Consider the following 25,390-nt stretch of genomic DNA (forward strand, 5'->3'; position numbering starts at 1 on the left):
ACGCGCTGTCAGCGCTGTGCTATCGGTCGCTACGGAGCTCCAAGGGATCGTTATGATCATCTCGGCCGGGGCCGTGATCTTGCTTGCTCTCGTTGCGGGGGCTCTCACTTGGAGGACAGTTGCTCGATCGCTGGCGCGCGTCGGCGAGGTCACTGCACTCGCTGAAGACCTGTCAGCCCGCAACCTGTCGTCCAGGATCAGGCTCAATGGTCCGGATGATGAGATCAAGGCCCTTGCCGACACACTGGACACCATGTTGGCTCGATTAGAGGTAGCGTTCGAAGCGCAGGAACGATTCATTTCGGCCGCGTCGCATGAGCTTCGCACTCCGCTGACCGCAATCCGAGCCGCGTTGGAGCCCTCACTGATCCGAGGGCGATTCGGCGAGGATGTCGCTCCTGCGGTGGAACGCACCATGCACGCGGTCGTCCGAGCCGAGCAACTCGTGACGTCGCTTCTGCAGCTCGCTCGCACCACAGCACCGATTCACCATCAACGGCATCCGATCCGTCTCGACGACATCGTCGAAGCCCTCGAGCACGACGCCCAGCAAAGAGCCTCTGAAGCGGGCATTGCCCTCAACGCAGCTGCCGCACCTGCCACCGTGATAGGAGACCAAGTGCTCCTCACTCAGCTCACATCGAATCTCATCGACAACGCTCTCAAGTACACCCTGCCGGGCGGGGAGATCACCATCGAGAGCCACACCCGGGACGCCAGCGCCTTTCTCACTGTGACGAACAGCCCGGTACGCGAGATTGCTAGTCCCCCCAAGCAGCTATTCGAGCCCTTTCACCGTGGTGCCTACACCAGAACTGAGGGCGATCCGTCGGCCGGGACCGGCCTCGGACTCGCCATCGTCAAAGCAATCGCAATCCAGCACGGCGGTCACGCAAGAATCGACTACACAGAGGGTGACATCTTTACTGTCACGGTGACCATCCCCGAGGGCTCGGAAGCGCTCGAAAACGCAGAGGAGGCAGGTATCGTGTCGACACCTGCCTCTCCGTGAAGCTGCGCTCAGCGGAACTGATACCAGGCGCTGCCCAGTCCCCAGATGCCCGTGCTGGCGTAGGCGTAGGACGACTGCGGGGATGATCCCGACTCGATCCAAGCCTTCACCTCAGCCGCATTGTGCTCCCCGCGCGAGCGGGGATGATCCGTCGCTCGCGTGCGAGTTCGTCGACTCGACACGGTGCTCCCCGCACGAGCGGGGAGCACCCGCCCAGAAGGGCTGCTTGACCACACCGACGCCGCCGCGCTCTCCGCACAAATGGGGATAAATTTCTGCGCCGCGCTCAACCGGCCCCGCTCCCCCGAACCGGATGAACCGACGGTGCTGGATCTGCGACCGCGTCGGCACTCCCGGCGGGCGGACCGCAAGCGTAGAAGCGCCGGGTACTGCTCGGAACGGCGACCCGGATCCACTACCCTTGTACTCCGTGAACACCAACGCGAACGACACGCCCGCCACCCAGTGGGTGCTCACCCTGAGCTGCGTCGACGGGCCCGGCATCGTGCACGCGATCAGCGGCGCGGTCGTCGCCGCCGGCGGCAATATCGCCGAGAGCCAGCAGTTCGCGTCCGCCGACACCGGTCGCTTCTTCATGCGACTCCAGGTCGAGGCGATCGCCCAGCCCGAGACCTTCGAGGACCGCTTCACCGGCGCCCTCGCCCCCGTCACCGAGCGGTACCGCATGACCTGGCGCCTCGACACGGTGGGCCGCCCCGTGCGCACGCTGATCCTCGCCTCCACCGCCACGCACTGCGTCAACGATCTGCTCTATCGGCGCCGCGGCGGCCAGTTGCCCATCGAGGTGCCGCTCATCCTCTCGAACCACGAGACGGTGCGCGACATCGCCGAGTTCTACGACGTGCCCTTCGAGCACCGCGCGATCGGGGGCCCCGACGACAGGGCCGCGTTCGAAGCCCGCGTGCTCGAGGCCGTCGACCGGCTCGACATCGAGCTCGTGGTGCTGGCCCGCTACATGCAGATCCTGTCGCCCGGTCTGTGCGAGGCGCTCGAGGGTCGCGCCATCAACATCCACCACTCCTTCCTGCCGGGCTTCAAGGGGGCCAACCCCTACAGGCAGGCGCATCGGCGCGGCGTGAAGCTCATCGGCGCGACGGCGCACTTCGTCACCACCGACCTCGACGAGGGGCCCATCATCGAGCAGGACGTGGTGCGCGTCGACCACTCCTACTCGCCGCGGGAGCTCGTACAGCTGGGGCAGGACGAGGAGGCGCGCGTGCTGCGGCGCGCGGTGGGCTGGTTCGCCGAGAACCGCATCCTCGCCGACGGCGACCGCACCATCATCTTCCGCTGAGCAGCCCGGGTCGGCGCGAGAGGCGAAACACGCACCCGGATCCGGCGGAATCAGCGGAGTTTTTCGCCTCTCGCGGGGGTTGCCGCGGGGCTTGCCGTGCCCAACCCGCCCGCGCCGCAATCTCCGCGCCCTATCCCCTCGGCAGCGCGGCGAACTCGGCGCGCAGCCCCGCGATCATGGCTGCGAGCCCGGCCTGGAACGCGGCGTCGGCGGGCCGCTCCCCCGTTCCGGCGAGCAGGCGGGCGCGCTCGTGGTAGGCCGCGGTGAACGCCGGGGTGTCGATCCTCGATCCGGGATCGAGCATGTCGTCCGCCGCGCTGCTGTCGAGCGCCGATCCGAGGATGAACGACTCCAGCGCCACCACGATCGTGAGCACCCGCTCCCGCGGCCAGCCCGCTCCGTGCAGCGCCTCGCAGACGCGGTCGTACATGAGCGCGGTTCGGGATCCGGGCTCCAGCGGGGCCACCGCGAACATGGTGATGGTGGGCGGGTGCGCGGCGAACGCGGCGCGGTATGCGTGCGCCCAGTCGTGCAAGGCCTGGTGCCAGGGCTCGGCGTCGAAGGCGGAGGTGTCGATGCGGTCGCTGATGAGTTCGCGGATGCCGGCGATGAGCTCGTCGCGCCCGGAGACGTGGTTGTACAGGGAAGAGGGGCGCACGCCCAGCTCCTGCGCGATCGCGCGCATCCCGGCACCCGCTTCGCCGCGCTCGTCGATCAGGCGCAGTCCCGTCTCCAGGATCAGCTGGCGCGAGAGCACCCGGCCGCGCGGACGACCGGCGCCTCGCCGCTGCGCGCCGCGCGCGTCCTGCGTCTTCTCCCCGTTCTTCCGCACTTCGCCTCCCCGCGGATCGCGCGCATCGATAACGATCCGCGGATGTCCGCTCGCGCTCGGCCGGTTTTCGTATTATTCTCAAGCCGACCACAAACGAACTCTGTTCGTTAATCGTGAGCGTACCGGGCTCCGCCGCGCGAAGTCCAGCACCGAGAACAGCAAGGATGCAGTCCATGGGCACCATCGTCTTCACCGGAGGCACGGTCCTGATCGATGCCGCACCGGGGCGGGGGGCCCTCACGAGCACGGCGATCGCGTTCCGCGACGGCCGGGTCGCGGCGCTCGGCGCCGATGCGGAGCGCTCCGCCGCGCAGGATCCCGATGCGGAGGTCGTCGACCTCGGCGGCGGCACGCTCGCCCCGGCCCCCGGCGAGGGCCACGCGCACCCGCTGCTCGGCGGCCAGGAGGCGCTCGGTCCCGCCATCCGCGGGGCTTCCGACCTGCAGGGCATCCTCGACGCCGTCGCCGCGTGGAAGGCGGCTCACCCCGACGCCGCGTGGATCGTCGGCGGCAGCTACGACGCCACGTTCGCCGCGGGCGGGCTCTTCGACGCGCGCTGGCTCGACGAGGTCACGGGAGACACCCCGACCATCCTGCGCGCCTGGGACTACCACACCGCCTGGGTCAACTCGGCGGCGCTCGCGGCCGCCGGTATCACCGCGGAGACGCCGGATCCGCCCCTCGGGCGCATCGTGCGCCGCCCCGACGGGTCGCCGCTCGGCACGCTGCAGGAGGCGGCAGCCAACGATTTCCTCGCGAACATCGCGCCGCGGTTCCCGCTCGAGCAGCGCATCGAGGCGCTCGAGCGCGCCACACGGAGCTACGCCGCCCAGGGCACCACCTGGGTGCAGGACGCGTGGGTGGAGCCCGCCGATATCGAGGTCTATCTCGCGGCCGCGGCGCAGGATCGCCTGCACACCCGCGTCAACCTCGCTCTCCGGGCGGATCCCGCTCGCTGGCGCGAGCAGCTCGCCGAGTTCGCCGAGGCCCGACGCCGGGTGCGGAAGATCGGCCGCGACCGGCTGAGCGCGAACACGGTCAAGTTCTTCGTCGACGGCGTGATCGAGAGCCGCACGGCCGCGCTCATCGCGCCCTACGCCGACCGGCCCGGCGAGCACGGCCTGCCCAACTGGTCGCCGCAGGAGCTCGCCGCCGCCGCCGTCACCTACGAGACGGAGGGCTTCCAGCTGCACCTGCACGCCATCGGCGACGGCGCCAACCGCCTCGCGCTCGACGCCCTCGAGGCCGCTATCCGCGCGGGCGGCCCCCGCGAGCGCCACCACGTCATCGCGCACGTCGCCCTGCTCGACCCGGCCGACGTGCCCCGCTTCGCCGAGCTCGGCGTGATCGCCAATTTCGAACCCTACTGGGCGCAGTGCGACGCCGTGATGCGCGAACTCACCATTCCGCACCTCGGGCATCCGCGCGACGAGTGGCAGTACCTCATCGGCTCCGTGCACCGATCCGGCGCGACTGTCTCCTTCGGCAGCGACTGGCCGGTCACCACGCTCGACTGGCGCCCCGCGCTCGCGACCGCGATCGCCCGCCGCAGCCACACCGATCCCGGCGCCGAGGCGTGGCTGCCCGACGAGCGCATCGACGCGGCCGCCGCGTACGCCGCGTATACCCGCGGCATCGCCCGGCAGGCGCTCGCGCCCGACCGGGGCACCCTCGAGCTCGGACGCACTGCCGACGCCGTCTGGCTGTCGGCCGATCCGCTCGGCGCCGCTCCCGACGCCATCGCCGAGATCGAGGTCTTCGGCACCTGGCTCGCGGGAATCGAGACATTCCGGGCGCAGCCCGCGCCCCGGATCTCCACCCCCTCAACCGCCTCACCCCATTCGAAGGAGACATCGTGACCGATTCCACCCAACCGCACCTCAAGCGAGCGCTGGGCCTCACCGGCCTGACCCTCTTCGGGGTGACCTACATGACGGTGATCACGGTCTTCACGACCTACGGCATCGTCAACCAGGTCACCGAGGGCCGCCTCCCGGCCGCCTACGTCATCGCCGTCGTCGCGATGCTCTTCACCGCGGCGAGCTACGGTGCGATGGTGCGCAAGTATCCGGTGGCGGGATCCGCCTACACGTACACGCAGCAGTCGTTCGGCGGCGCCGCGGGCTTCCTGACGGGCTGGGTCATGCTGCTCGACTACCTGTTCATCCCGATGATCAACTTCATGCTCATCGGCATCTACCTCAACACGCAGTTCCCGGCGATCCCGGCGTGGGTGTTCACCCTCGCGGCCCTGCTCATCGTGCTGCTCTTCAACATCCTCGGCATCACCCTCGTGAACAAGGCGAACTTCGTGATCATCGCGCTCTCGGTGGTGCTCGTGGCGATCTTCATGGTGCTCGCCTTCAAGGACGCGTTCGGCGGCGACACGACGGTGAGCCTCATCGAGCCGTTCACCTTCGGCGAGGGCGGCATCGGCGCGGTCGCCTCGGGCGCCGCGATCCTGGCCCTCTCGTTCCTCGGCTTCGACGCGGTCTCCACCCTCTCCGAAGAGGCCAAGCGCCCCCGCAAGGACATCCCGCGCGCGATCGTGCTCGCGACGCTCATCGGCGGGCTCTTCTTCATCCTCGTCTCATGGGCCGGCGCGCTCGCCTACCAGCCCGAATGGTCGTCGCTCACCCCCGAGGAGGTCGACGCGGCCGGTGTGACCGTGATGAACAACATCGGCGGCGAGGCGTTCACCGCGTTCTTCGTGGCCGTGTACGTCGTGGGAGCCTTCGGGTCGGGCATGACCGGCCAGGTCTCGGTGTCGCGCATTCTCTACGCCATGGGCCGCGACGGCATGCTGCCGCGCCCGCTGTCGCGCCTGCACCGGCGCTTCGGCACCCCCATCGTGGCCGCGGTCACGGTGTCGGTGTTCGCGCTGTCGAGCCTCTTCCTGTCGCTCGACACCGTGGCCTTCATGATCAGCTTCGGCGCCCTCGCGGCGTTCGCGATGGTCAACCTGTCGGTGATCCGCACGTACGTCTTCCCGAAGGGCGGGCGCCAGCGGTCGCTCACGGCCCGCGAGGTGCTCACGCACCTCGTCGCCCCGCTCATCGGCTTCGCGCTCACCATCTGGCTGTGGACGTCGCTCGAGGCCGCTACGTGGATCGTCGGAGCGATCTGGCTCGCCGTCGGCGTGGTCATCATCGCGATCGTCACGGGCGGCTTCAAGCGCCCGGTGCCGAAGATGGACTTCTCGGAGGGGGATCCCACGACCGAGCAGATCGATCAGCTCGCCGAGGACTACCCGATGGAGGGCGGGCGGAACTAAGCCAGCCCAGCGAAGGCGACCCGCGAGCGTGGGGTGCGGCGGCGCGGCGGCGCGGCAGCGTGGCTGCGGGATCGCGGTGATTTCCCGGCACTCTTCGAGTCGCGGGGCTGAGAAGATGGGGCGCATGACGCATCTGCGGATCGGCGGCAACGAGCTGTACGCGGAGGTCGCGGGAACAGGGGACCCCGTGCTCCTGCTGCACGGCGGGTTCTGCTCGCTCGAGTCGCTGCGGGCGCAGTCCGACGCCCTCGCCGCCGACCACCGCGTCCACGCGTACGAGCGGCCGGGGCACGGGCGATCGGCCGACGTCGAGGGGGAGTACGACTACGGCCGGGGCGTCGCCGACGCGGCGGCGTATCTCGACGCGCAGGGGCTCGAGTCCGCGCACGTGATCGGGTACAGCGACGGCGCCATCATCGGCCTGCTGCTCGCGCGGGATCACCCGGAGCGCGTGCGCTCCCTCGTCTCGATCAGCGCCAACCTCGATCCCTCGGCCTTCGCGCACTCCTCGGCGGCCGAGGGAGCCGTGGTGCTCGACGACCGGCCCGCCGCGGTCCGGGATCCGGAGCAGCCGGGAGACCCGGAGCGGGCCGAGCCGCCGGACCCCGAGCGGGCCCACTACGACCGGCTCTCCCCCGACGGCCCCGAGCACGCCGACGTCGTGCTCGGCAAGCTCTTCCGCCTCTGGACCTCGGAGCCCCGCATCGAACCGGCGAGCCTCGGCGGCATCGTCGCACCCGTGCTCGTGATGTCCGGCGACCGCGACACGATCCGGCCCGACCACAGCCTGCTCATCGCGGCCTCGATCCCGGGTGCGCAGCTGTGCATCGTGCCGGGCGCCACGCACGGACTCGTGGCCGAGCGGCCGGAGCTGATCAGCCGCGTCATCCGCGACTTCCTGGCGGGCGTCTGAGCCCGGATCCGCGGCGGGCTCGGCGGACTCATCGCGCTCATCGCGCGGCACCGCGCCCGCCCGCTCAGAGGCGCGAGCGGCGCAGCAGCCAGACGAAGTAGGGCGCGCCGACAAGCGCGATCATGAGGCCGGCCGGCAACTGCGCGGGCAAGATCAGGACGCGCCCGAGCACGTCGGCGACGCAGACGAGCAGCGCGCCGAGCAGCATCGCGACCGGGATGACGCGCCCGTGCCTCGCGCCGACCACCGCGCGGGCGAGGTGCGGCGCGATGAGCCCGACGAATCCGACGACGCCCACCGCGACCACGCTGACGGCCGCGAGCACCGCGGCGATCGCGAGCAGCGAGAGGCGGGAGCGCTCCAGGCGCACCCCCAGGATGCGCGGGGTGTCGTCGTCGATCGCGAGGAGGTCGAGCCGCCTGCGCAGGCCGAGCAGCAGCGGTACCGCGACGAGCAGCGCCGCGGCCACGGGCGCCGCATCGGGGAACGTGCGCCCGTAGGTGGTGCCGGAGAGCCAGGTGAAGATGCGCGGCGTGTCCCAGGGGTCGGCGCGCAGCAGCAGGAAGGTGCTGACGGCACTGAGCGCGTACCCGCAGCCGATGCCGATCAGCACGAAGCGATCGGGCAGCAGTCCGCCGCGCCAGGCCAGCAGCGCGATCGCCGCGAAAGTGGCGAGCCCCATCACGACGGCCATGAGCACGAGCAACGGCCTGCCGCCCGCGACACCGGAGGTCACCACGATGACCGCCCCCAGCCCGGCGCCCGCGGTGATGCCCAGGATACCGGGCTCCGCGAGCGGGTTGCGCACGGTGCTCTGCACGACGCAGCCCGCCAGTGCGAGCGCAGCGCCGGCGAGGACCGCGGCGGCCACCCTGGGGGCCCGTTCGTCGAGGGCGCGGGCCACGAGATCCGGGGCGGTGCCCTGCAGCCAGAGCGAGACGTCTCCCGTGCGCAGCCACAGACTGCCCGCGAGGAGCCCCACCAGCGCCGCCGCGGCCAGCAGCGCGACTGCCGCGACCACCGCGACGGCGAAGCGCCGGCCGGAGCGCGCGCCGGCCCTGGCCTGCGGCGGCTGCCGGACCGGACCGGCGTCGCGCAGCCGCAGCGCGAGGATCACGATGACCGCTCCCCCCAGCACCGCCGTCGGCACGCCCGTCGGCACCGATGCGGCGGCCTCGGCGCCGAGCACGGCGCGCAGCGCGGCGTCGGCGAGCAGCACGAGCAGCGCTCCCAGCAGGCCCGCGGCCGGCACGAGCAGCAGGTGGCGGTGCAGTGAGCGCACCCGGGAGGCCAGCAGGCGCGCGAGCACGGGCGCGCCGAGCCCGACGAACGCGATCGGGCCGGCGAGCGTCACGGCTGTGCTGCTGAGCAGCACCGCGCACAGCACGGCTGCGACGCGGGTGGAGCGGATCGGCACCCCGAGGGAGGCCGCGGTGTCGTCGCCCAGGCCGAGCACGTCGAGCCTGCGGGAGAGCAGCAGCGCGACGCACAGCACGACCACGATGAGCGGCGCGGCGCGGACCGACGCGTCGACGTTCAGCTGCGCGAGGGATCCGCTGCCCCACGCGAACAGGCCTGTCGTGTTCTCGCTGAACAGGATCAGCAGCATCGCGGTGGCCGCGTCGAGGGCCATGGCCGTGGCGGATCCCGCGAGGATCAGCCGCGTGCTCGCGCCGCCGGCCGACCTCCCCGCGAGGCCGAGCACCAGGGCGGCGGCGAGCAGTCCGCCCGCGAAGGCGACGGCGCTCGACGCCCACAGCGGTACGGCGATGCGGAAGGCGGCCACGCACGCGAGCGCGAAGTAGGAGCCCGCTGTCACGGCGAGCGTGTCGGGCGCGGCGAGCGCGTTGCGGGTGACCGACTGCAGCAGGGCCCCGGCGGCGCCGAGCGCGAAGCCTACGGCCACGCCCGCGAGCAGGCGCGGCACGCGCGACCCCGCCAGCACGTCGGCCACCGGCACCCCGCCGACACTCTCCCGCGATCCCGCGAGCGCGCGCAGCAGCTCGCCGGCGCCGACGCCGGAGGTGCCCTGGGTCAGGTGCCACGCGCCCACCAGCGCGACCGCCACGAGCAGCCCCGCCAGCACGACGGCCCCGCCGAGGCCGGCTCGGAGGCCGAGACCGTTCGAGGCCGCGCCCGTCGTCGGCATCGGCAGGGGCCGCGGCGATCCGCTCACTCCGCGGTGAGGATCTCGACGTACGCGTCGATCGCCTGCTGGTTGGAGAGCGGTCCGCCCGCGCCCCAGACGCCTGCGGGGAACGCGTTCGCGCGCCCCTCCCGCACCGCGGGCAGAGAGGTCCAGATGCTGCTCTTCTCGAGCTCGCCCACGTAGCTGCCCGGCGTCTTGTCGTCGGAGTAGAACAGGTTCGCGCCGCCGACCGCGGTGAGGCCCTCGATGTCCGTCTGGGCCAGCCCGTACCGCGGGTCCACCCCGCCGCTGCCGTACCCCTCGTTGATCTTGTCGGTCCAGGCCGGCGTCAACCCGAGCTGCCTGCCGAGCTCGGTGAAGAGGGCGCCCTCCCCGTAGGGGCGCACGACCACGTTGCCGCCCTCCATCCAGCCGTCGAAGAACAGGAAGTCCTTCGTGGGCAGGTCGACCTTAGAGACCTGCTGCTTCGCCCCGGCGAGGTAGTCGTCGAACTGCGCGATCACCTGCTCCGCGCGCTCGGAGCGGCCGGTGGCCTTCGCGATCATCGAGAACACGTCCTTCATGTTGCCGATCGGATCGGCGGCGTCGGCGCCGACCGTCGCGAGCACGGGCACGTCGCGCTTCTCGAGCTGGGCGATGAGGTCGTCGTCGGCGCCCGTGGCCTCGATGATGATGAGGTCCGGGTCGGTGGCGTAGAGGGCGTCGAGGTCGGGCTCGCCGCGGGTGCCGACGTCGACGACGCCCTCGGGCAGCTTCTCCGCGCTCACGTAGGTCGAGTAGCCCTTGGCGTCGGAGACCGCCACGGGCGCGACGCACAGCGTCAGCGCGTCCTCGGTCTGCTGCCACTCGAGCACCGCGATGCGCTTGGCCGGCTGATCGAGCTCGACCGTGCGTCCGACGCCGTCGGTCAGCGACACGGGATCGGTCGAGGTCTTGGTCGTGTCGTCGACGCAGGCCTGGGACGTCGCCTCGGGTACGGCGCCGCTCGCGGCGTCGACGCTGGTCGTTCCGCAGGCGGTGACGGTCAGCGCGATGGCGGCGAGCGCGGCGAGGGCTCCGGCGGCCGCCGGGAGTCGGTGAACACGGGTCATGGGTGTGCCTCTTTCGTGGGGGTTTCCGTGGTGGGTCTGGCTGCCGCGGGTCGGGCCGCGGCGGATCGGGCCGCCGCGCCGCCGACCCGCGACGCTCGACGCAGCGGGTCGATGCGGAGCAGCCCCGTTCGCGGGTCGGCACTGACCTCGACGGGGATCTCGTACACCTCGCCGATGTTCTCGGCGGTGAGCACCTCGACGGGATCGCCCGCAGCGTGGACTCGGCCCGCGCGGAGCAGGATCAGCGAGTCGGCCACCCGAGCGGCGTGGTCGAGATCGTGCAGCACGATCCCCAGCGCCACCCCGTGCTCGTCTGCGAGGTCGCGCACCAGCTCCAGCGTCTCGACCTGGTAGCGCAGGTCGAGGTGGTTCGTCGGCTCGTCGAGCAGCACCACGCCGGTGTCCTGCGCGAGGCACGCGGCGAGCCACACCCGCTGCATCTCGCCGCCGGAGAGTTCGCCGACCGCCCGCTCGGCCATGTCGCGCGTGCCCGTCGCGTCCATCGCGTGCTCGATCGCTCGCCGGTCCTCATCCGACAGCCGCGCGAAACCGCGCCGATACGGGTGCCGGCCGAAGGCCACGACCTCGCGCACCGCGAGCCCCTGCGGCGCCGGCCGGGACTGGGAGAACAGCGTGACCTCCCGGGCGAACCGCCGCGCGCTCAGCAGCGAGGCGTCGCGGGCGGGCGCACCGTCGTGCCCTCCCACCGTCACGCGTCCGTCGTCGATGCGGTGCAGTCGCGCGAGCGCCCGCAGCAGCGTCGACTTGCCGCTGCCGTTGGGGCCGACGAGGGCCGTGACCCGGCCGGGCTCCAGGACGATCGAGACCCCGTGCACCACGGGCTCCCTGCCGTAGCGCAGCACCAGGCCCTCCGCGGTCATTGAGGCCCGCTGCCGCGGGGCGACCCTCGGATCTGCGGGCTCGTCGGCGTGCGGGGCGGAGGCGATGGGCGTCATGGGGTTCCGGGGTCGGGAGGGACGGTGGAGCGGCTCCCCCGGGCCTGCGGAGGGAGGCGCCGCGGCGCCGCGGCGGTCGCGGGCCCGCGGCCACCGGATCCGAGTCAAGAAGTAAGGGTGACCTTGTCTTGATCAGACTATAGAGACGTCATGGTGTCTGCAATCCGTACTTCAGGACAGCGGATACGGATTTTCGGACATATTGTGCGGGGCCGAGGCGCGACCCATGAAGCTTCCCGGGGTCGTCCCCATCACCTGCCTGAAGGCCGCGATGAAGGTGCTGGGCTGCGCGTAGCCGAGCCGATCGGACACGGCCGCCACGTCGCCGCCCTCCGCGAGCAGCTTGAGCGCCAGGTGCACGCGCAGCACCCTGCGCCACTGCGCGAACGACAGCCCGGTCGAACGGCGGAACGCGCGGGTCACCGTGCGCTCGCTGATGCCCAGCGCACTCGCCCACTCGTCCAGGCCCCGGCCATCGGCGGGATCGTCGAGCAGCGCTTCGGCGATCGGATCGACCCTGGCGTCGCCCGGCAGGCGGAGGGCGAACTGCTGCTCGGCGGGTTCCAGTACGTCGAACACGACCGACTCGGCCCGGGAGCGCGCCGCCGCATCGAGATCCCCGCGCGAGAGGTGCAGCAGCAGCGACTCCAGCAACGGGGACATCGCGATCGTGGTCGGCCCCTCGAACGCCACCGGGGTGCGATCCGGAGCGAAGAACGCATCGGAGAGCTCCGCCCGCGCCGTCAACCGCCCCGCGTGCGTCGCACCGGCGGGCAGCCAGAGCCCGCGCCCCTCGGGCACCGTGAAGATGCGCGCGCCGATGCGCACCGTCATCGTGCCGCCCCGCACCCACGCGAGCTCGTGCATCGGGTGCGCGTGGGGCTCCCACTCCAGCGGAGTGCCGGCGACCTCCGACTCGGCCAGGATCACGAACGGCCCCGCCGGTTCCGCGGGTGCGGGCGGGGGCGGGCGCATCACGGTGCTCGGCTCGCGCCGCCACGCCCCAGGGCCCGGGTCGTCGCGGGCGGGCTCGGTCATGGCTCCGAGTGTACGGCGGCGCGACCGGCTCAGCGCAGGTGCTCGACGTCGCCGGCCGACACGGCGAGGCTTCCGCCCGTCGGCAGATCGACGACGAGCGCCCCATCGTGGGCCAGGGCGCGGGCGCGACCGTGCACGATCTCCCCGCCCGGCAGGTGCACTCGCACCTCGGTGCCGAGCGTCAGCGAGTGGCGCGCCGCCCTGCCGCGTGCGGCGTCGGGGTGCGCCACCGCCAGCTCGACGAGGCTCAGCAGCTCGGCGGCGTAGGCCGAGAGCACCCGGTCGGCCAGACCCCTCCCCGCCTCGCCCGCGAGGCTCGGCTCGCCCCCCGCCCCGACGCCCAGGTCGGCCCCGGCGGCGAGCAGCGACGTGGCGCGGTCGGTCGGCAGCTCCCGCTCCGGGATGAGCAGGTTGATGCCGGTGCCCACGACCACCGCGTCGGCGTCGATCATCTCGCACAGGATCCCGCACAGCTTCAGGCCCGGGCGGCCCGCGATCGCGTCGTCCTCGTCGCGCACGTGCACGTCATTGGGCCACTTCACACCGACCCGCCGTCCGTCGGCGAAGAACGGCTGCAGCGCGGCCACGACGGCGGACCCCGCGAGCAGCGGCAGCCAGCTCGCCCCGAGGCCGCTCCGCCCGAAACCCCGCACCAGCAGCGACGCCGCGATCGCGGTGCCGGGCGGCGTCACCCAGCCGCGATCGAGGCGGCCCCGCCCGGCGGTCTGGTTCGCGGTCGCCAGCAGGGCGCCGTGCGGCAGCGGGGATCCTGCCGCTGCGAGCTCGCGCAGCTCGGCGTTGGTGGAGGGCGAGCTCTCGCGCCAGATCACGGTGGGCAGCAGTTCGCGAGTGCGGCTCAGTTCCATGGCCCGAGGCTACCGCAGCACCGCGGGCGCGCCGGGCGGGGCGACGAAACGCCGGACGATGGACCTGCGAGGGGCGGCGGAATACAATCCGAGTGTGGAAGGCACGAGCACGGGAGGCGGCGAGACCGCAGCGGCGGATCCCGCGGCGGTCCCAGGCGCGACAGAGGCGGCGGCGGCTTCCGACTCGGCAATCTCATAGCCCTGTTCCCTACACTCGACCCAAGCCGCTCCACCGAAAGGAACTCAGCATGACCAAGCAGTCCGTTCTCGGTCGTATCACCACGCTCATCCGGGCGAACGTCAACTCGATCCTCGACTCCGCCGAGGATCCGCAGAAGATGATCGATCAGCTCATCCGCGACTACTCGAACAACATCGCCGACGCGGAGGCCGCGATCGCCGAGACGATCGGCAACCTGCGCTTGCTCGAGCAGGACTACCAGGAAGACGTGCGCACCGCCGAGGAGTGGGGCCGCAAGGCCATCGCCGCGAGCGCCAAGGCCGACGAGATGCGCGCGATGGGCGACGCCGTCGACGCCGACAAGTTCGACAACCTCGCCAAGGTCGCCCTGCAGCGGCAGATCGCGGCGGAGGGCGAGGCACGGACGGCCCAGCCGACGATCGCCTCCCAGCAGGAGGTCACGGCGAAGCTCAAGGACGGCCTGAGCGGCATGAAGGAGAAGCTGAAGCAGCTCCAGTCGAAGCGCGCCGAGCTGGTCGCCCGCGCGAAGACCGCCGAGGCGCAGAATCGCGTGGCCGACGCGGTGAAGTCCATCGACGTGCTCGACCCGACGAGCGACCTCGGCCGCTTCGAGGAGAAGATCCGCCGCCAGGAGGCGCTCGCCCTCGGCAAGCAGGAGATCGCGGCCTCGACGCTCGACTCGCAGTTCAACGAGCTCGTCGAGATCGAGGCCGTCACAGAGGTCGAGGCCCGCCTCGCCGCGCTGAAGGCCGGCGGACGGCAGCAGGCGATCGGCCAGTAGGGGGTCGCTGGCCGAATGGGATTCTGGGGACGCCGCGACCGCGAGGCGCAGGAGCGGCAGGAGCGGCAGGACACGGGCGACGCGGAGCTGGCGCATCGCGCCCGCACCGCGCTCGTGACCGCGGACGAGCGCATCCGGGCGACCGACGACGAGCTCGCCTTCGCGTCCGCAGAGCTGGGCGACGCCGCGACGGCCGAGCTGCGGATCGGGCTCGAAGCGGTGCGCAAGCACATGACCGAAGCCTTCCAGCTGCACCAGCTGAACAACGATGCCACCCTCGACACCGCGGAGGAGCTTCGCACACGGAACGCCCGCATCGTGCAGCTCTGCGAGTGGGCGGAACAGGTGCTCGACGAGCGCACCGCCGATCTCCAGGAGCGCGTCGCGCTCGCGCGCAGCGCACCCCAGACGCTGCAGCGCGTGCGCGACGACGCCGAGCAACTGCGCGGGCGCCTTCCCGAGACCCGGGCGACCCTGCGTCGACTCGCCGATCGCTACAGCGCCGAAGCGCTGCAGCGGGTCCGGATGACCGCCGACGACGCCGAGCAGCTGCTCGACTTCGCGCTCCGCTCCGCGGATCTCTCCGAGCGGCGTCGGGCAGCGGGCAAGCCGGAAGAGGCGAACCTCGCGCTCGAGACGGCGACGGAGACCGTGCGCAGGGCCGTCTCGATCCTCGACGGAGTCGACGGTTTCGAGATCCAGGCGCTGCGCGCCCAGACCACCCTCGCCGAGGTGATCGAGGACTCGCGCAGCGACCTCGCCGCGGTCCGCTCCGAGCGGCGCACGCCGGCGGTCGAGGAGGCGGCCTCCCGGCTCGAGTCCGCCCTGGCCGGGCTGAGCACCGGCCCGCAGCGCGATCCCTTCGCCGATCTCGCGATCGTCTCGGCAGCCAACACCGCCCTCGATGCCGCGCGGGAGCGCGCCGCCAGACCGGTGCCAACGCTGGAGCAGGTGCAGCACGACATCTCGACCGCCGACCACGCGATCGACATCGCGACCAACATCATCGACGGCCATCGCGGCTGGATCGGCGCCGACGCGCGTACGCGACTCGTCGAGGCGCAGCGGGCCCGCTCGCAGATCTCGACGCTCTCCACGCGGGAAGAGTCCCGCGAGGAGGCGCGGCAGCTGGCGCGCCGCTCGGCGGGGCTCGCCGACGAGGCCCTGCAACTCGCGCAGCGCGATATCGACTCGTCGCGCCCCGACAACGACGATTGGGGCTGGAACGGGCGCGGACGGCGCTCGGGCGGCGCGAGCATTCTCGGGCCGGTGATCGGCGGGGCGATCCTCGGCGGGCTGCTCGACGAGATCTTCGACTGAGCCGCCCGCGTTCGGTCCAGGCGGACGATCGAGGCGGCGGCCACGACGGATCGCATGAGCGACTCCCCTCATCGCCGTGGTCACGGGCGGCGACAGCGGCTCCTCCGCGATGCCGGAACCCCGCGCACGGACGGTGTGATCGCCGCGGGGCTGGGCCGCCGCGATGTAGGGACTCCACCAAGGTTTTTCGATTCCGTTGGAGAGGTTCGGGAGCGTGGCGCGGAGACCCCGCGCTAGGCTGGCATGCGTGACTGCAGAGAACGCCACCGCGCCAGCGACCGAGGAGCTCGCGACGACCGCGGGCCGCATCGCCGACCACCGCCGCAAGTACCAGGAGGCCGTCGGCGACCGCGACGCCACGGCCGCCGCCAAGCAGCACCCGCGCGGCAAGATGACCGCGCGCGAGCGCATCGCGGCGCTGCTCGATCCGGGATCGTTCGTCGAGTTCGACAAGTACGTGAAGCACCGCACCCACGCCTTCGGCATGGAGGGCAGTCGTCCCTTCGGCGACTCGGTGGTGACGGGCGCCGGCACCATCCACGGCCGCCAGGTGGTCGTCTTCTCGCAGGACTTCACCACCTTCGGCGGCTCGCTCGGCGAGGTGGCGGGCGAGAAGATCGTCAAGGCGATGGAGTTCGCGCTCAAGACGGGGGCCCCGATTCTCGGCATCCTCGACTCGGGCGGCGCGCGAATCCAGGAGGGCGTGGTGGCGCTGAGCAAGTACGCCAACATCTTCCGCCTCAACACGGCCTGCTCGGGGGTGATCCCGCAGATCTCCATCGTGATGGGCCCCTCCGCGGGCGGCGCGGTCTACTCCCCCGCACTCACCGACTTCGTGATCATGGTCGACAAGACGAGCCACATGTTCGTGACCGGCCCCGACGTGATCAAGACAGTCACCGGCGAGGAGGTCGGCTTCGAAGAGCTCGGCGGCGCGCTCACCCACAACAAGACGAGCGGCGTCTCCCACTACCTCGCGAGCGACGAGCTCGACGCGCTCGACTACGCGCGCGCGCTCATCAGCTACCTGCCCGACAACAACCTCGCCGAGGCCCCGGTCTACGACAGCGACACCGCGCTCGAGATCACCGACGCCGACCGCAGGCTCAACACCATCATCCCCGACAGCCCGAACCAGCCCTACGACATGAGGGGGATCATCGAGGCCATCCTCGACGGAGCCGACTTCCTCGAGGTGCAGCCGCTGTTCGCCCCCAACATCCTCATCGGCTTCGGCCGCGTCGAGGGACGCACGGTCGGCATCGTGGCCAACCAGCCGGCGCAGATGGCGGGCACGCTCAACATCGACGCGAGCGAGAAGGCGGCCCGCTTCGTGCGGTTCTGCGACGCGTTCTCGATCCCGATCCTCACCCTCGTCGACGTGCCCGGCTACCTGCCCGGAACCGACCAGGAGTTCCAGGGCGTCATCCGCCGCGGCGCGAAGCTGCTCTACGCCTACGCCGAGGCGACCGTGCCGCTCGTCACGATCATCACCCGCAAGGCCTACGGCGGCGCGTACATCGTCATGGGCTCGAAGGAGATGGGCGCCGACTTCAACATCGCCTGGCCGACCGCCGAGATCGCGGTGATGGGGGGCGCGGGCGCCGTGAACATCCTCTACCGCAAGGAGCTGGCGACCGCGGCCGAGCGCGGCGAGGACGTCGAGGCGCTGCGCGCCGAGCTGACCGCGAAGTACACGGCCGACGTGTCGAGTCCGTTCCTCGCCGCCGAGCGCGGCGAGCTCGACAACGTGCTCGAGCCCGCCGGCACCCGCCTCGCGGTGATCAAGGCGCTGCGCGGCCTGCGCGGCAAGCGCGAGGAGCTGCCCGCCAAGAAGCACGGCAACATCCCGCTCTGACCGACGGGCGAACGAGGAGACGGGCGGAGCGACGGAGTGAGCGGGAGCACGATGAGCGAGGACGACGCGCGGCTTCCCCCCGACGCCGCCGCGCGCGACGCGGCCAAGCGGGGGGTGCTCGGCGCGCACGACGACGCGATCAGCGGCGAGGACATCGCCTTCGTCACGCGTCGGCTCTGCGACGAGGAGCGCGCAGCGGTGATCGCGGTGCTGACGCAGGCGCGAGCGGAGGAGACGCGACGGGCGAAGCGCGTGGAGCGCCGGGATCGCGAGCCGTGGGCTCGCTCCCAGCGGGTGCCGGAGGGCATCAGGGACCTGTTCACCGAGGGTTGAGAGACGCTCCGCTCGATAGGCTTGCGGGCATGGAACGATCCGCCGCGGAACGCGAGCTGCGGGAGCTGATGCGCCGCGGCATCGCGCTCGACTTCCGCCCGCAGGGCGGACTCGCGGACCTCACCGACCTCCCGGCGCGGCGCTCCGCGGTGCTGATCCTCTTCGGCGCGCTAGATCGCATCCCGGCCCACGGGCCCGCCCCCGCGGTGCCGCACGAGCTCGACGTGCTGCTCACGCGCCGCGCCGATCGCATGCGGCACCACGCCGGGCAGATCGCCTTTCCCGGCGGGGGCGCCGAACCGGCCGACTCCGACGCCGCCACGACGGCGCTGCGCGAGGCCTCCGAGGAGACCGGGCTCGACCCGGCGGGGGTCGAGGCGCTGGGCTCGCTGCCCGAGGTGCACATCCCGCTGAGCAACAATCTGGTGACGCCGGTGGTGGGGTGGTGGCGGCTGCCGAGCGAGGTGGCGGCGGATCGGACCGAGTCGGTGGAGGTGTTCCGCGTACCGGTCGCCGAGCTGCTGGATCCGACAGCCCGCGGCACCTCGCTCCTGCGCCGCGGTGGCACCGCGTATCGCGGCCCGGCGTTCAGACTCGCGCCGCACCTGGGCGGACACGTGGTGTGGGGGTTCACGGGGATCCTGCTGGCCACGCTGTTCGACGAACTGGGCTGGAGCCGCCCCTGGGACGCGTCCCGGGAGTTTCCGGTGCGGGGATAGGGGCGAGGCCCAGCCGCGCCGGAGCGCCGCGAGACGGAGGAGGCCGAGTGGGCGAGGACGAATACTCAGGGGGAACGTCCTCGCCCACCACTCCGGCAGGACGCTCGAAAGGGGGATGGCGTCGAACCGGATCGCAACCCGACCGAACTCCTCACGCGCGAGCGCGATCGAATCTCGGCGGGTTGCTAGGCAGTATGGGCCCGAATCGCCGCCGGAGGGCCCCTGGGGTCGTGAAGACCACCCGGGACCGCTCCGCGGCCCACCCCTCGCGGGTGGCCGCGGCGCCGAGGCGGGCGCCCGACGGATCAGGCGTGGCGCGCGTCGCCCGCAGGGAAGGCGGTCTCGGCGTCGCCGAGCTGCAGCGCGAGCGCCGTCGCCTGCGCCGCGTCCTCGAGATTCAGCGCGCGTCGATACGCCATGCCCACGGAGTCGGCGACCACGGAGCAGCCGTGGTGCCGCATGACGACGCAGTCGTGCTCGCGCAGCTGCTCGGCCGCGGTGTCGGCCAGCTCGTCGGTGCCGTTGTGGTAGAACGGCGTGACGCCGATGGATCCCAGGTAGTAGGCGTGGTCGAGGGTGAGCAGGCGGATCGGCCGGCCGAGGCTCGCGAGCACCACGGCGGTGCGCGGATGCAGGTGCAGCACGCAGTTGGCGTCGGGGCGGGCCCGGTAGGCCCGGTGGTGCAGCTTCCACTCGCTCGACGGCTTGACGCCTCCCGGCGCTGGAGCTCCCGTCTCGTCGTCGGCGAGACCGAGCACGGCGAAGTCGTCGGGGGTGAGTCGGTCGAGCCAGGTTCCGCTGCCCGTCACCACGAAGGCGTCGTCCGAGAGGCGGGCCGAGAGATTGCCCGCGCTCGCGAGCACCAGTCCGCGGCTCACCGCGTCGCGCCCCACCTCGATCAGCTCCTGCACGAGGCGTTCCGGATCCCGCGGCTGCTCACTCATCCCACCACGGTACCGCGTCCCTCGGAGCCGCGCCCCCGTGCCGCCTTCGCCTGCTCGGCCCCCACCGCGCCGGGAGAGGATGCGCGCGCCGGGCGAGCGCGCCGAGCCGGACGGCTCAGGCCGCGCCGGTGAGCTCGCGGTGCGTGGACACGGCCTGCTGGTCGCTCAGCGAGGCGACGTAGTCGAGGATCGCGCGGGCGCGCCCCTGCTGCCGCAGGCCCGCATCGCTCGTGTCCCCGATCAGCAGTTCGGGCCGATCCCGCCGCAGCGCGAAACTCGCGTCGGTGGCCTCGTCGGACCACTCCAGCAGCCGCCGCGGCGCCCGACCGGAATCCGCGGGATCGCCCAGCCACTCGTCGAAGCCCAGCGCCAGCTCCTGCACGACCCGCGCCCGACCGCGCTGCGTCTGCCCGAGCTCGGGGCGCTCGAGCACGAAGTGGGCGTGCACGAACTTCAGCACCGCCACCTCGTGCCACGCCTGGCGGTCCAGGCGCACGTGCCCGCCGCGCACGTTCGGGTGCTCATCGACCACGATCGACGTGCGGAGGTGCTCGATCCAGCGCCGCGTGAAACTCGACACGGCCCGCTCGCTGTCGATGCCGCCGTCGTACGGCGTGGCGAGCAGCGACTCGGCCACCTCGTCGCTGACGCGACGCACCGCCGCCGTGAAAGCGTCGCGGTCCGCGATCCAGGCGTCCTTGGCCCGCACCCTCCGCCACAGCAGCTCGAGCGATCGCCCCGGCGCCCGCCACGCCGCCTGCAGCTCGGACGACTCCTCGGCGGCGAGCGCGGCCTCGTGCGCCAGCCAGGCCCGCAGCTCGCCCGACACGGCCGCCTGCTGCAGCACGCCGGCCCGGGCGAAGTCGTCGAGGTCGTGCACGGCGTAGGCGATGTCATCGGCGAGATCCATCACCGCGCACTCCACCGTCTGCAACCCGCCGCCGATGCGGGGGAACGCCGCGAGTGCGCGCTCCATCTCGGTCGCCTCGAGGGCGTAGGCCGAGAACTTCTCCGCCCCCTCGACGGGGTCGCCCCCCACCCCGCGGGGCCGATCCTGCACCGGCGTCTGCTGCACCGTGACGCCGATCCACTCCGCGCGCGTCCACGGGTACTTCAGCGTGGCCGCGCGGCTGGCCGCGGTGAGGTTGAGTCCCGGGAAGTCGCGGCCGAGGGTGTCGAGCTGCGTGAGGATGCGGAAGCTCTGGGCGTTGCCTTCGAAGCCCTCCGCGAGGCCGAGGCGCTCGCGCGCCACACGATCCAGCACCCGCTCGCCGAGATGCCCGAACGGCGGGTGACCGACGTCGTGCGCGTGGGCCGCGGCCTGCGCGACGATCGTGTCGCAGCCCCCGAGCCGGGTCACGATCGCTCCCGTCTCATCGTCCTCGACGCGCTCGCCCCTCGCGAACGCGGCGTGCCGGGCCTCGTGGCCGGCGAGCTGGGCGGCGATGACCCGCGCCACCGCGCTCACCTTCAGCGAGTGGGTGAGACGGTTGTGCATCACCGGGCCGACCCCCGACTGCGGCACCACCTGGGTCACGTCGGAGAGGCGCGCGAAGTACGGGGAGAAGCGGATGCGCTCGAGGTCGATGCGATACTCCTGCGGGCTGCGCTCTCCCGCCGCCCCCGGTGCGCGGCCCTCGGTGTCGTCGACGGCCGCCGACCGGTGCTGCGAGGAGACGTGCTCCACGTACCGGCGCGCCTCGCGCGGGTCGTCATTCGCGGGCGCGGGCTCCCCGCGCGTCCGCGGCGGCTGTGCGGTCATGCGTTCCATTCAACCATCCCGCCGGGGCCGGGCGCCGCTCCTGGCGCGGGCCGGAGCCTCGGCGAGCGCCCCGAGGGGCGGGCACGTTGGAAGGCGCTGCTCGCCCGGCTGTGGTCCCAGCCCGAGTCGATCGCCCGTGCCCCGCCCGGCAACGACGAGTTCCGAACAGCCGCCGCGTGGCGGTCGAAGCCGCTCCTCGTGACTCGTGTTTGCGGACTCGGACCTCCGGGATGGGTCGGGGTCGGCGTCCCCCACGCCGCACGCCGTTCACCGTGCGGCACAGTTTTGCCTTCGAGCACATCGAATCCGCCTCGGCGATGTGCTCGAAGGCAAAACTGTGCCGCAGGGTGAAGCTCGCGCCGAGTCGGCGCGAGCCGAGACGACCCGCTTCCGGTCTTCGACCCGATGTGGTTACGCTGGGAGCGGGAGAGGAGAGAGCCATGAGCGACAAGATCGGCATCGTCTGGAATCCGTCGAAGGTCGAGGAGCGGGATCTGCGCTCGGCCGTCGACCGGGCGTTCGAGCGGGCCTTCGACGCCGACGCCGAACGGCCCGAGTGCCTCTGGTTCGAGACGAGCGAAGACGATCCGGGGCAGGGCGCTGCGGGCGAAGCGCTCGATCAGGGCTGCGGCGTGGTCGTCGCGGCTGGCGGCGACGGCACGGTGCGCGCGGTGGCCGAGCGGCTGGGCGGTTCGGGATCGCCGGAGGCCGAGCTGGGCATCGTGCCGCTCGGCACCGGCAACCTGTTGGCCCGCAACCTGGGCCTGCCGCTGGGCGCCCCGCGCGACGCCCTCGAGCGGATGCTCAGGAGCGAGGCGTCGCCGCTCGACCTCGGCGAGGTGCGGCTGCGATCGACCGCGAGCGACGACGGGGCGGTGGAGCAGCGCCACGGCTTCGTGGTGATGGTCGGTTTCGGCATCGACGCGCAGATGATCGCCGAGACCGACGACGAGCTCAAGGCGAAGACCGGGTGGCTGGCCTACGTCGAGTCGCTCGGGCGGGCCGCCTCGGGCACCGAGGTGATCGAGTTCTCGCTGCGCGTCGACGACGGCGAGCCGCGCGCGGAGAACGCTCACACGCTGCTCGTGGCGAACTGCGGCAGCATCCAGGGCGGCATCACGCTGCTGCCCGACGCGGTACCCGACGACGGCGAGCTCGACCTGCTGGTGCTGCGCGCCGACGACGCGGGGGCGTGGCTCGACACGATGAAGAACATGGTCTGGGACAACGGCCTCAAGCGGCTCATCTCGGGCGCCGGCACGGCCGAGAGCTCCGGATCGACCGCGCACCTGCGCGCGCGGAGCGTGCGCGTCGAGCTGCCCGAAGCGCTCGCCTTCGAGATCGACGGCGACGACGTCGGCGAGGTCGCGGCGTTCGAGGTGCGGATACTGCCGGGCGCGTTGCGGGTGCGCGCGTAGCCGCTTCGACCCGACGGGGCGGGTCGAGGCCGGGCGCGGGCCTCCGCCGGCGCCGCCCGCTGAGAAGGCACCGGTTGAACGTGCCACTGTCAGCTTCCTCTCCCACGGTTCGGAGGCCGCTCATTGCTACGCTTGGCATCCTGGAACGGATCGAATCGACGCGCAGTGTCAGGAGCCCCCGTGCAGAAGTCCCAGAAGGTCCTCATCGGCGCCGGTGCAGGCGTGCTCGCGCTCGCCGCGCTGGCCGCGCTCGCCGGCCCCGTCGTCTACCGCGACTTCATCGCTCCGCCGGCCGCCTCCGCGCCGACCTTGGGAGCGAGTGACGGCGCCCTATCCGACTCGGCCGGTGCGACGCTCGATCCGCAAGCGCTCGTCGGCGCCTGGAGCGTGGCCGACGGTTCGGAGGCCGGCTACCGCGTCAACGAGGTGCTCAACGGCACCGACGTGACCGTGACCGGCCGCACCGATCAGGTGAGCGGCGGCTTCACCATCGGGAAGGACGGTCTCACGCTCGAGTCCGCCGAGCTCACCGTCGACGTCGCCTCGATCGCCACCGACAGCGCGCAGCGCGACACGTACTTCCGCGACCAGGCGCTGCGCAGCGGGGAGTACCCCACCGCGACGTTCGCGCTCACCGATCCGGTGTCGCTCGAAGCCGCCCCGGGATCCGGCTCCGTCGTGCAGGCGGAGGCCGTGGGAGACCTCACGATCGCGGGGGTCACGCAGTCGGTCACGGCCTCGGTCGAGGTGCGCTCGGACGGACGGACCGCCGACATCGCCGGCTCGATCCCCATCACCTTCGCCGATTTCGGCGTGGAGGCGCCGAACCTCGGCTTCGTGTCGGTCGAGGATTCGGGCTTCGTCGAGTTCCAGCTCTCCGCCGCGAAGCAGTAGCGCCGGTCAGGCGTCGGCGAGATCCTGCGCCGACCGGGGCAGCTTGCGCACTCGAGCACGCCGACGCCGACGCTCCGGGATCATGGACCGCATCTCCTCGAGCCTGCCGAAGCACAGCAGGCGATCCTCGGGCTCCAGCAGCACGTGCGCACGGGGATTCGGGATCACCTGCACGCCGCGGTGCAGCGTGAGCACGGTGATGTCGCGATCCCACAGCCCGAGATCGCCGAGCGCCTTGCCCACGTGATCCGATCCCGCGTGCATCGTGAGCTCGGCCACGCCGTAGCCCGTCGAGACGCTGAGGCGCTGCCGCACGTCGATCTCCGGGAAGTTCACCTGGTTGGCGATGTAGTCGATGATGGCGCCGGCCACGTCGAGCCCGGTGGCGGTCTCGATGCCCTGCAGGCCTGGCGAGGAGTTGACCTCCATGACGAGCGGCCCCTCGTCGCCCTCGAGCATGTCTACGCCCGCCACCCGCAGCCCCATGATCTGGGCGGAGCGCACGGCCGCCTGCTCGTAAGCGGGCTCGAGCTGCACGGCCTCGACCGTGCCGCCTCGGTGCACGTTGGAGCGGAACTCGTCGCCGCTCGCGATCCGCCGCATCGCCGCGACCACCCGATCACCCACGACGAGCGCGCGGATGTCGCGCCCGCGGCTCTCGGAGACGAAGCGCTGGATCAGCACGTTCTGGCGGGTCGAGTGCAGCGTCTCGATGATCGCCTCGGCCACCTTCACCTGCGGCGCGAGGATCACGCCGATGCCCTGCGTGCCCTCGAGCAGCTTGATGACCACCGGTGCGCCGCCCACGCTCTCGATCGCGGCGCGCACGTCGGCGCGGTTGCGCACGAAGGCCGTCGCCGGCATGTCGATGCTGTGGCGAGACAGGATCTGGATGGCGCGCAGCTTGTCGCGGGCGTTCGAGATGCCGTTGGCGGTGTTGGGGGTGTAGACGTCCATCTGCTCGAACTGACGCACCACCGCGGTGCCGAAGTAGGTGATCGAGCTGCCGATGCGGGGCAGGATCGCGTCGTAGTCGCTCAGCTGCTTGCCCCGGTAGAGCAGGTCGGGATCCTCCGACGAGGCGAGATCGATCGCGAAGCGCAGCGTGTTGAGCACGCGCGCCCCGTGCCCTCGGTCGGCTGCGGCGGCCTGAAGCCTCTGCGTCGAGTACGCGTGCGGGGCGCGCGAGAGGATCGCGAGTTTCACCGTGGGTTCCTGCCAAGATAGATGCGTGAGCGGACTACACCATTCAAGCATCCCGACGGGCTGGCGGGAATGGGTGAGCCTGAACGGCATCGACGTGCCGTGGATCAAGGCGAAGATCGACACGGGGGCGCAGACCTCGGCGCTGCACGCGACCGACATCACGGAGTTCTCGCGCGGCGGCGCCGGGTGGGTGCGGTTCACGGTGCAGCCCTGGCAGGTCACCGACGACGACGCGGTCACGGTCGAGCTGCCCGTGCACGACCGCCGCACCGTGCGCAGCTCCTCGGGCCACGCCCAGGAGCGCCCCGTGGTGCTCATGGAGGTCGGGATCGTCGGCCGCACCATCGAGGCCGAGGTGACGCTGACGGACCGCGAGGAGATGGTGTTCCGCATGCTCATCGGACGGGAGGCGCTGCGCCGGGGCTTCGTCGTCGACTCCGCCGCGTCGTTCCTCGGCGGAAAACCGCCGCGCGCGATCCGGCGCCGCAACCGCGGAAAGGCGTAGCG

The 25,390-nt window shown here is 71.9% G+C and carries 22 protein-coding genes; 13 read left to right on the top strand and 9 right to left on the bottom strand.

Features of this window, described 5'->3' with window-relative positions; genetic code table 11:
- Positions 1-52: 52 nt before the first annotated feature.
- Entirely contained in the window at positions 53-1,012 is a 960-nt protein-coding gene (locus D1J51_RS10715; protein WP_162903779.1) for a sensor histidine kinase, read from the top strand.
- Positions 1,013-1,433: 421 nt separating this feature from the next.
- Positions 1,434-2,327, top strand: coding sequence for a formyltetrahydrofolate deformylase (gene purU / locus D1J51_RS10720; RefSeq protein WP_240423160.1), 894 nt, complete (start codon positions 1,434-1,436; stop codon positions 2,325-2,327).
- Between the two features lie 130 nt (positions 2,328-2,457).
- Here purU and D1J51_RS10725 read toward each other — a convergent pair whose 3' ends face one another.
- Positions 2,458-3,159 (bottom strand): TetR/AcrR family transcriptional regulator, encoded by a 702-nt coding sequence (locus D1J51_RS10725; RefSeq protein ID WP_119075190.1) that lies wholly within the window; start codon positions 3,157-3,159, stop codon positions 2,458-2,460.
- A 173-nt stretch (positions 3,160-3,332) separates the two neighbouring features.
- Between D1J51_RS10725 and D1J51_RS10730 the strand changes: the two genes are divergently transcribed.
- The 3 genes from D1J51_RS10730 (at position 3,333) to D1J51_RS10740 (ending at position 7,346) form a co-directional block, all read left to right on the top strand.
- Positions 3,333-5,018, top strand: coding sequence for an amidohydrolase (locus tag D1J51_RS10730; protein ID WP_119075191.1), 1,686 nt, complete (start codon positions 3,333-3,335; stop codon positions 5,016-5,018).
- A complete protein-coding gene (locus tag D1J51_RS10735) occupies positions 5,015-6,433 on the top strand; it encodes an APC family permease (protein ID WP_119075192.1) in 1,419 nt (472 codons plus the stop codon). The genes D1J51_RS10730 and D1J51_RS10735 overlap by 4 nt, the downstream gene beginning before the upstream one ends.
- Positions 6,434-6,557: 124 nt before the next feature.
- The gene (locus tag D1J51_RS10740) at positions 6,558-7,346 is read left to right on the top strand and encodes an alpha/beta fold hydrolase (protein WP_119075193.1); all 789 of its coding nucleotides are present in this window, start codon (positions 6,558-6,560) and stop codon (positions 7,344-7,346) included.
- Positions 7,347-7,410: 64 nt separating this feature from the next.
- On the opposite strand, the gene D1J51_RS10745 is transcribed toward D1J51_RS10740, so the two are convergent.
- The 5 genes from D1J51_RS10745 to D1J51_RS10765 form a co-directional block, all read right to left on the bottom strand.
- Positions 7,411-9,495 carry an iron ABC transporter permease gene (locus D1J51_RS10745; RefSeq protein WP_119075194.1) on the bottom strand — a complete coding sequence of 695 codons (2,085 nt, stop codon included), beginning with the start codon at positions 9,493-9,495 and terminating at the stop codon, positions 7,411-7,413.
- Between the two features lie 23 nt (positions 9,496-9,518).
- Positions 9,519-10,586 carry an iron-siderophore ABC transporter substrate-binding protein gene (locus D1J51_RS10750; protein WP_119075195.1) on the bottom strand — a complete coding sequence of 356 codons (1,068 nt, stop codon included), beginning with the start codon at positions 10,584-10,586 and terminating at the stop codon, positions 9,519-9,521.
- Positions 10,583-11,542 carry an ABC transporter ATP-binding protein gene (locus tag D1J51_RS10755; protein WP_119075196.1) on the bottom strand — a complete coding sequence of 320 codons (960 nt, stop codon included), beginning with the start codon at positions 11,540-11,542 and terminating at the stop codon, positions 10,583-10,585. Before D1J51_RS10755 ends, D1J51_RS10750 begins: the two co-directional genes overlap by 4 nt.
- Positions 11,543-11,713: 171 nt before the next feature.
- Positions 11,714-12,580, bottom strand: coding sequence for a helix-turn-helix domain-containing protein (locus D1J51_RS10760; RefSeq protein WP_119075197.1), 867 nt, complete (start codon positions 12,578-12,580; stop codon positions 11,714-11,716).
- Between the two features lie 29 nt (positions 12,581-12,609).
- A complete protein-coding gene (locus tag D1J51_RS10765) occupies positions 12,610-13,446 on the bottom strand; it encodes a biotin--[acetyl-CoA-carboxylase] ligase (protein WP_119075198.1) in 837 nt (278 codons plus the stop codon).
- A gap of 248 nt (positions 13,447-13,694) precedes the next feature.
- Here D1J51_RS10765 and D1J51_RS10770 point away from each other — a divergent pair, with 248 nt between their 5' ends.
- From D1J51_RS10770 to D1J51_RS10790, 5 genes are all read left to right on the top strand, one after another.
- Complete coding sequence (locus D1J51_RS10770) at positions 13,695-14,429, top strand: PspA/IM30 family protein (protein ID WP_119075199.1); 735 nt, start codon at positions 13,695-13,697, stop codon at positions 14,427-14,429.
- Positions 14,430-14,444: 15 nt separating this feature from the next.
- Positions 14,445-15,749 (top strand): coiled-coil domain-containing protein, encoded by a 1,305-nt coding sequence (locus D1J51_RS10775; protein ID WP_119075200.1) that lies wholly within the window; start codon positions 14,445-14,447, stop codon positions 15,747-15,749.
- A 247-nt stretch (positions 15,750-15,996) separates the two neighbouring features.
- A complete protein-coding gene (locus tag D1J51_RS10780; RefSeq protein WP_119075201.1) occupies positions 15,997-17,607 on the top strand; it encodes an acyl-CoA carboxylase subunit beta in 1,611 nt (536 codons plus the stop codon).
- 36 nt (positions 17,608-17,643) lie between these two features.
- On the top strand, positions 17,644-17,940 hold the full coding sequence (locus D1J51_RS10785; protein ID WP_240423162.1) for a hypothetical protein: 297 nt from the start codon (positions 17,644-17,646) through the stop codon (positions 17,938-17,940).
- Between the two features lie 29 nt (positions 17,941-17,969).
- Complete coding sequence (locus D1J51_RS10790; RefSeq protein ID WP_119075202.1) at positions 17,970-18,659, top strand: NUDIX hydrolase; 690 nt, start codon at positions 17,970-17,972, stop codon at positions 18,657-18,659.
- Between the two features lie 305 nt (positions 18,660-18,964).
- On the opposite strand, the gene D1J51_RS10795 is transcribed toward D1J51_RS10790, so the two are convergent.
- Positions 18,965-19,603 (bottom strand): class II aldolase/adducin family protein, encoded by a 639-nt coding sequence (locus D1J51_RS10795; RefSeq protein ID WP_119075203.1) that lies wholly within the window; start codon positions 19,601-19,603, stop codon positions 18,965-18,967.
- A 115-nt stretch (positions 19,604-19,718) separates the two neighbouring features.
- Complete coding sequence (locus D1J51_RS10800) at positions 19,719-21,365, bottom strand: deoxyguanosinetriphosphate triphosphohydrolase family protein (protein ID WP_119075221.1); 1,647 nt, start codon at positions 21,363-21,365, stop codon at positions 19,719-19,721.
- Positions 21,366-21,805: 440 nt separating this feature from the next.
- Here D1J51_RS10800 and D1J51_RS10805 point away from each other — a divergent pair, with 440 nt between their 5' ends.
- Positions 21,806-22,783, top strand: a complete 978-nt coding sequence (locus tag D1J51_RS10805; protein WP_119075204.1) for a diacylglycerol/lipid kinase family protein — start codon at positions 21,806-21,808, stop codon at positions 22,781-22,783.
- Between the two features lie 180 nt (positions 22,784-22,963).
- Positions 22,964-23,677, top strand: a complete 714-nt coding sequence (locus D1J51_RS10810) for a YceI family protein (protein ID WP_119075205.1) — start codon at positions 22,964-22,966, stop codon at positions 23,675-23,677.
- Between the two features lie 6 nt (positions 23,678-23,683).
- Here the strand turns inward: D1J51_RS10810 and D1J51_RS10815 are convergent, their stop codons facing one another.
- Positions 23,684-24,883, bottom strand: coding sequence for a RimK family alpha-L-glutamate ligase (locus tag D1J51_RS10815; RefSeq protein WP_119075206.1), 1,200 nt, complete (start codon positions 24,881-24,883; stop codon positions 23,684-23,686).
- 25 nt (positions 24,884-24,908) lie between these two features.
- Here D1J51_RS10815 and D1J51_RS10820 point away from each other — a divergent pair, with 25 nt between their 5' ends.
- Positions 24,909-25,388, top strand: coding sequence for an ATP-dependent zinc protease family protein (locus D1J51_RS10820; RefSeq protein ID WP_119075207.1), 480 nt, complete (start codon positions 24,909-24,911; stop codon positions 25,386-25,388).
- Positions 25,389-25,390 lie beyond the last annotated feature (2 nt).

The organism is Leucobacter sp. wl10 (genome assembly GCF_003569785.1).
Lineage (GTDB): Bacteria > Actinomycetota > Actinomycetes > Actinomycetales > Microbacteriaceae > Leucobacter.

Bases quoted from the DNA above. Each gene is read 5' to 3' on its own strand.
- D1J51_RS10715 (WP_162903779.1), top strand. From the start codon at position 53: ATGATCATCTCGGCCGGGGCCGTGATCTTGCTTGCTCTCGTTGCGGGG.
- D1J51_RS10730 (WP_119075191.1), top strand. From the start codon at position 3,333: ATGGGCACCATCGTCTTCACCGGAGGCACGGTCCTGATCGATGCCGCA.
- D1J51_RS10740 (WP_119075193.1), top strand. From the start codon at position 6,558: ATGACGCATCTGCGGATCGGCGGCAACGAGCTGTACGCGGAGGTCGCG.
- D1J51_RS10745 (WP_119075194.1), bottom strand. From the start codon at position 9,495: ATGCCGACGACGGGCGCGGCCTCGAACGGTCTCGGCCTCCGAGCCGGC.
- D1J51_RS10750 (WP_119075195.1), bottom strand. From the start codon at position 10,586: ATGACCCGTGTTCACCGACTCCCGGCGGCCGCCGGAGCCCTCGCCGCG.
- D1J51_RS10755 (WP_119075196.1), bottom strand. From the start codon at position 11,542: ATGACGCCCATCGCCTCCGCCCCGCACGCCGACGAGCCCGCAGATCCG.
- D1J51_RS10760 (WP_119075197.1), bottom strand. From the start codon at position 12,580: ATGACCGAGCCCGCCCGCGACGACCCGGGCCCTGGGGCGTGGCGGCGC.
- D1J51_RS10765 (WP_119075198.1), bottom strand. From the start codon at position 13,446: ATGGAACTGAGCCGCACTCGCGAACTGCTGCCCACCGTGATCTGGCGC.
- D1J51_RS10770 (WP_119075199.1), top strand. From the start codon at position 13,695: ATGACCAAGCAGTCCGTTCTCGGTCGTATCACCACGCTCATCCGGGCG.
- D1J51_RS10775 (WP_119075200.1), top strand. From the start codon at position 14,445: ATGGGATTCTGGGGACGCCGCGACCGCGAGGCGCAGGAGCGGCAGGAG.
- D1J51_RS10790 (WP_119075202.1), top strand. From the start codon at position 17,970: ATGGAACGATCCGCCGCGGAACGCGAGCTGCGGGAGCTGATGCGCCGC.
- D1J51_RS10795 (WP_119075203.1), bottom strand. From the start codon at position 19,603: ATGAGTGAGCAGCCGCGGGATCCGGAACGCCTCGTGCAGGAGCTGATC.
- D1J51_RS10800 (WP_119075221.1), bottom strand. From the start codon at position 21,365: ATGACCGCACAGCCGCCGCGGACGCGCGGGGAGCCCGCGCCCGCGAAT.
- D1J51_RS10805 (WP_119075204.1), top strand. From the start codon at position 21,806: ATGAGCGACAAGATCGGCATCGTCTGGAATCCGTCGAAGGTCGAGGAG.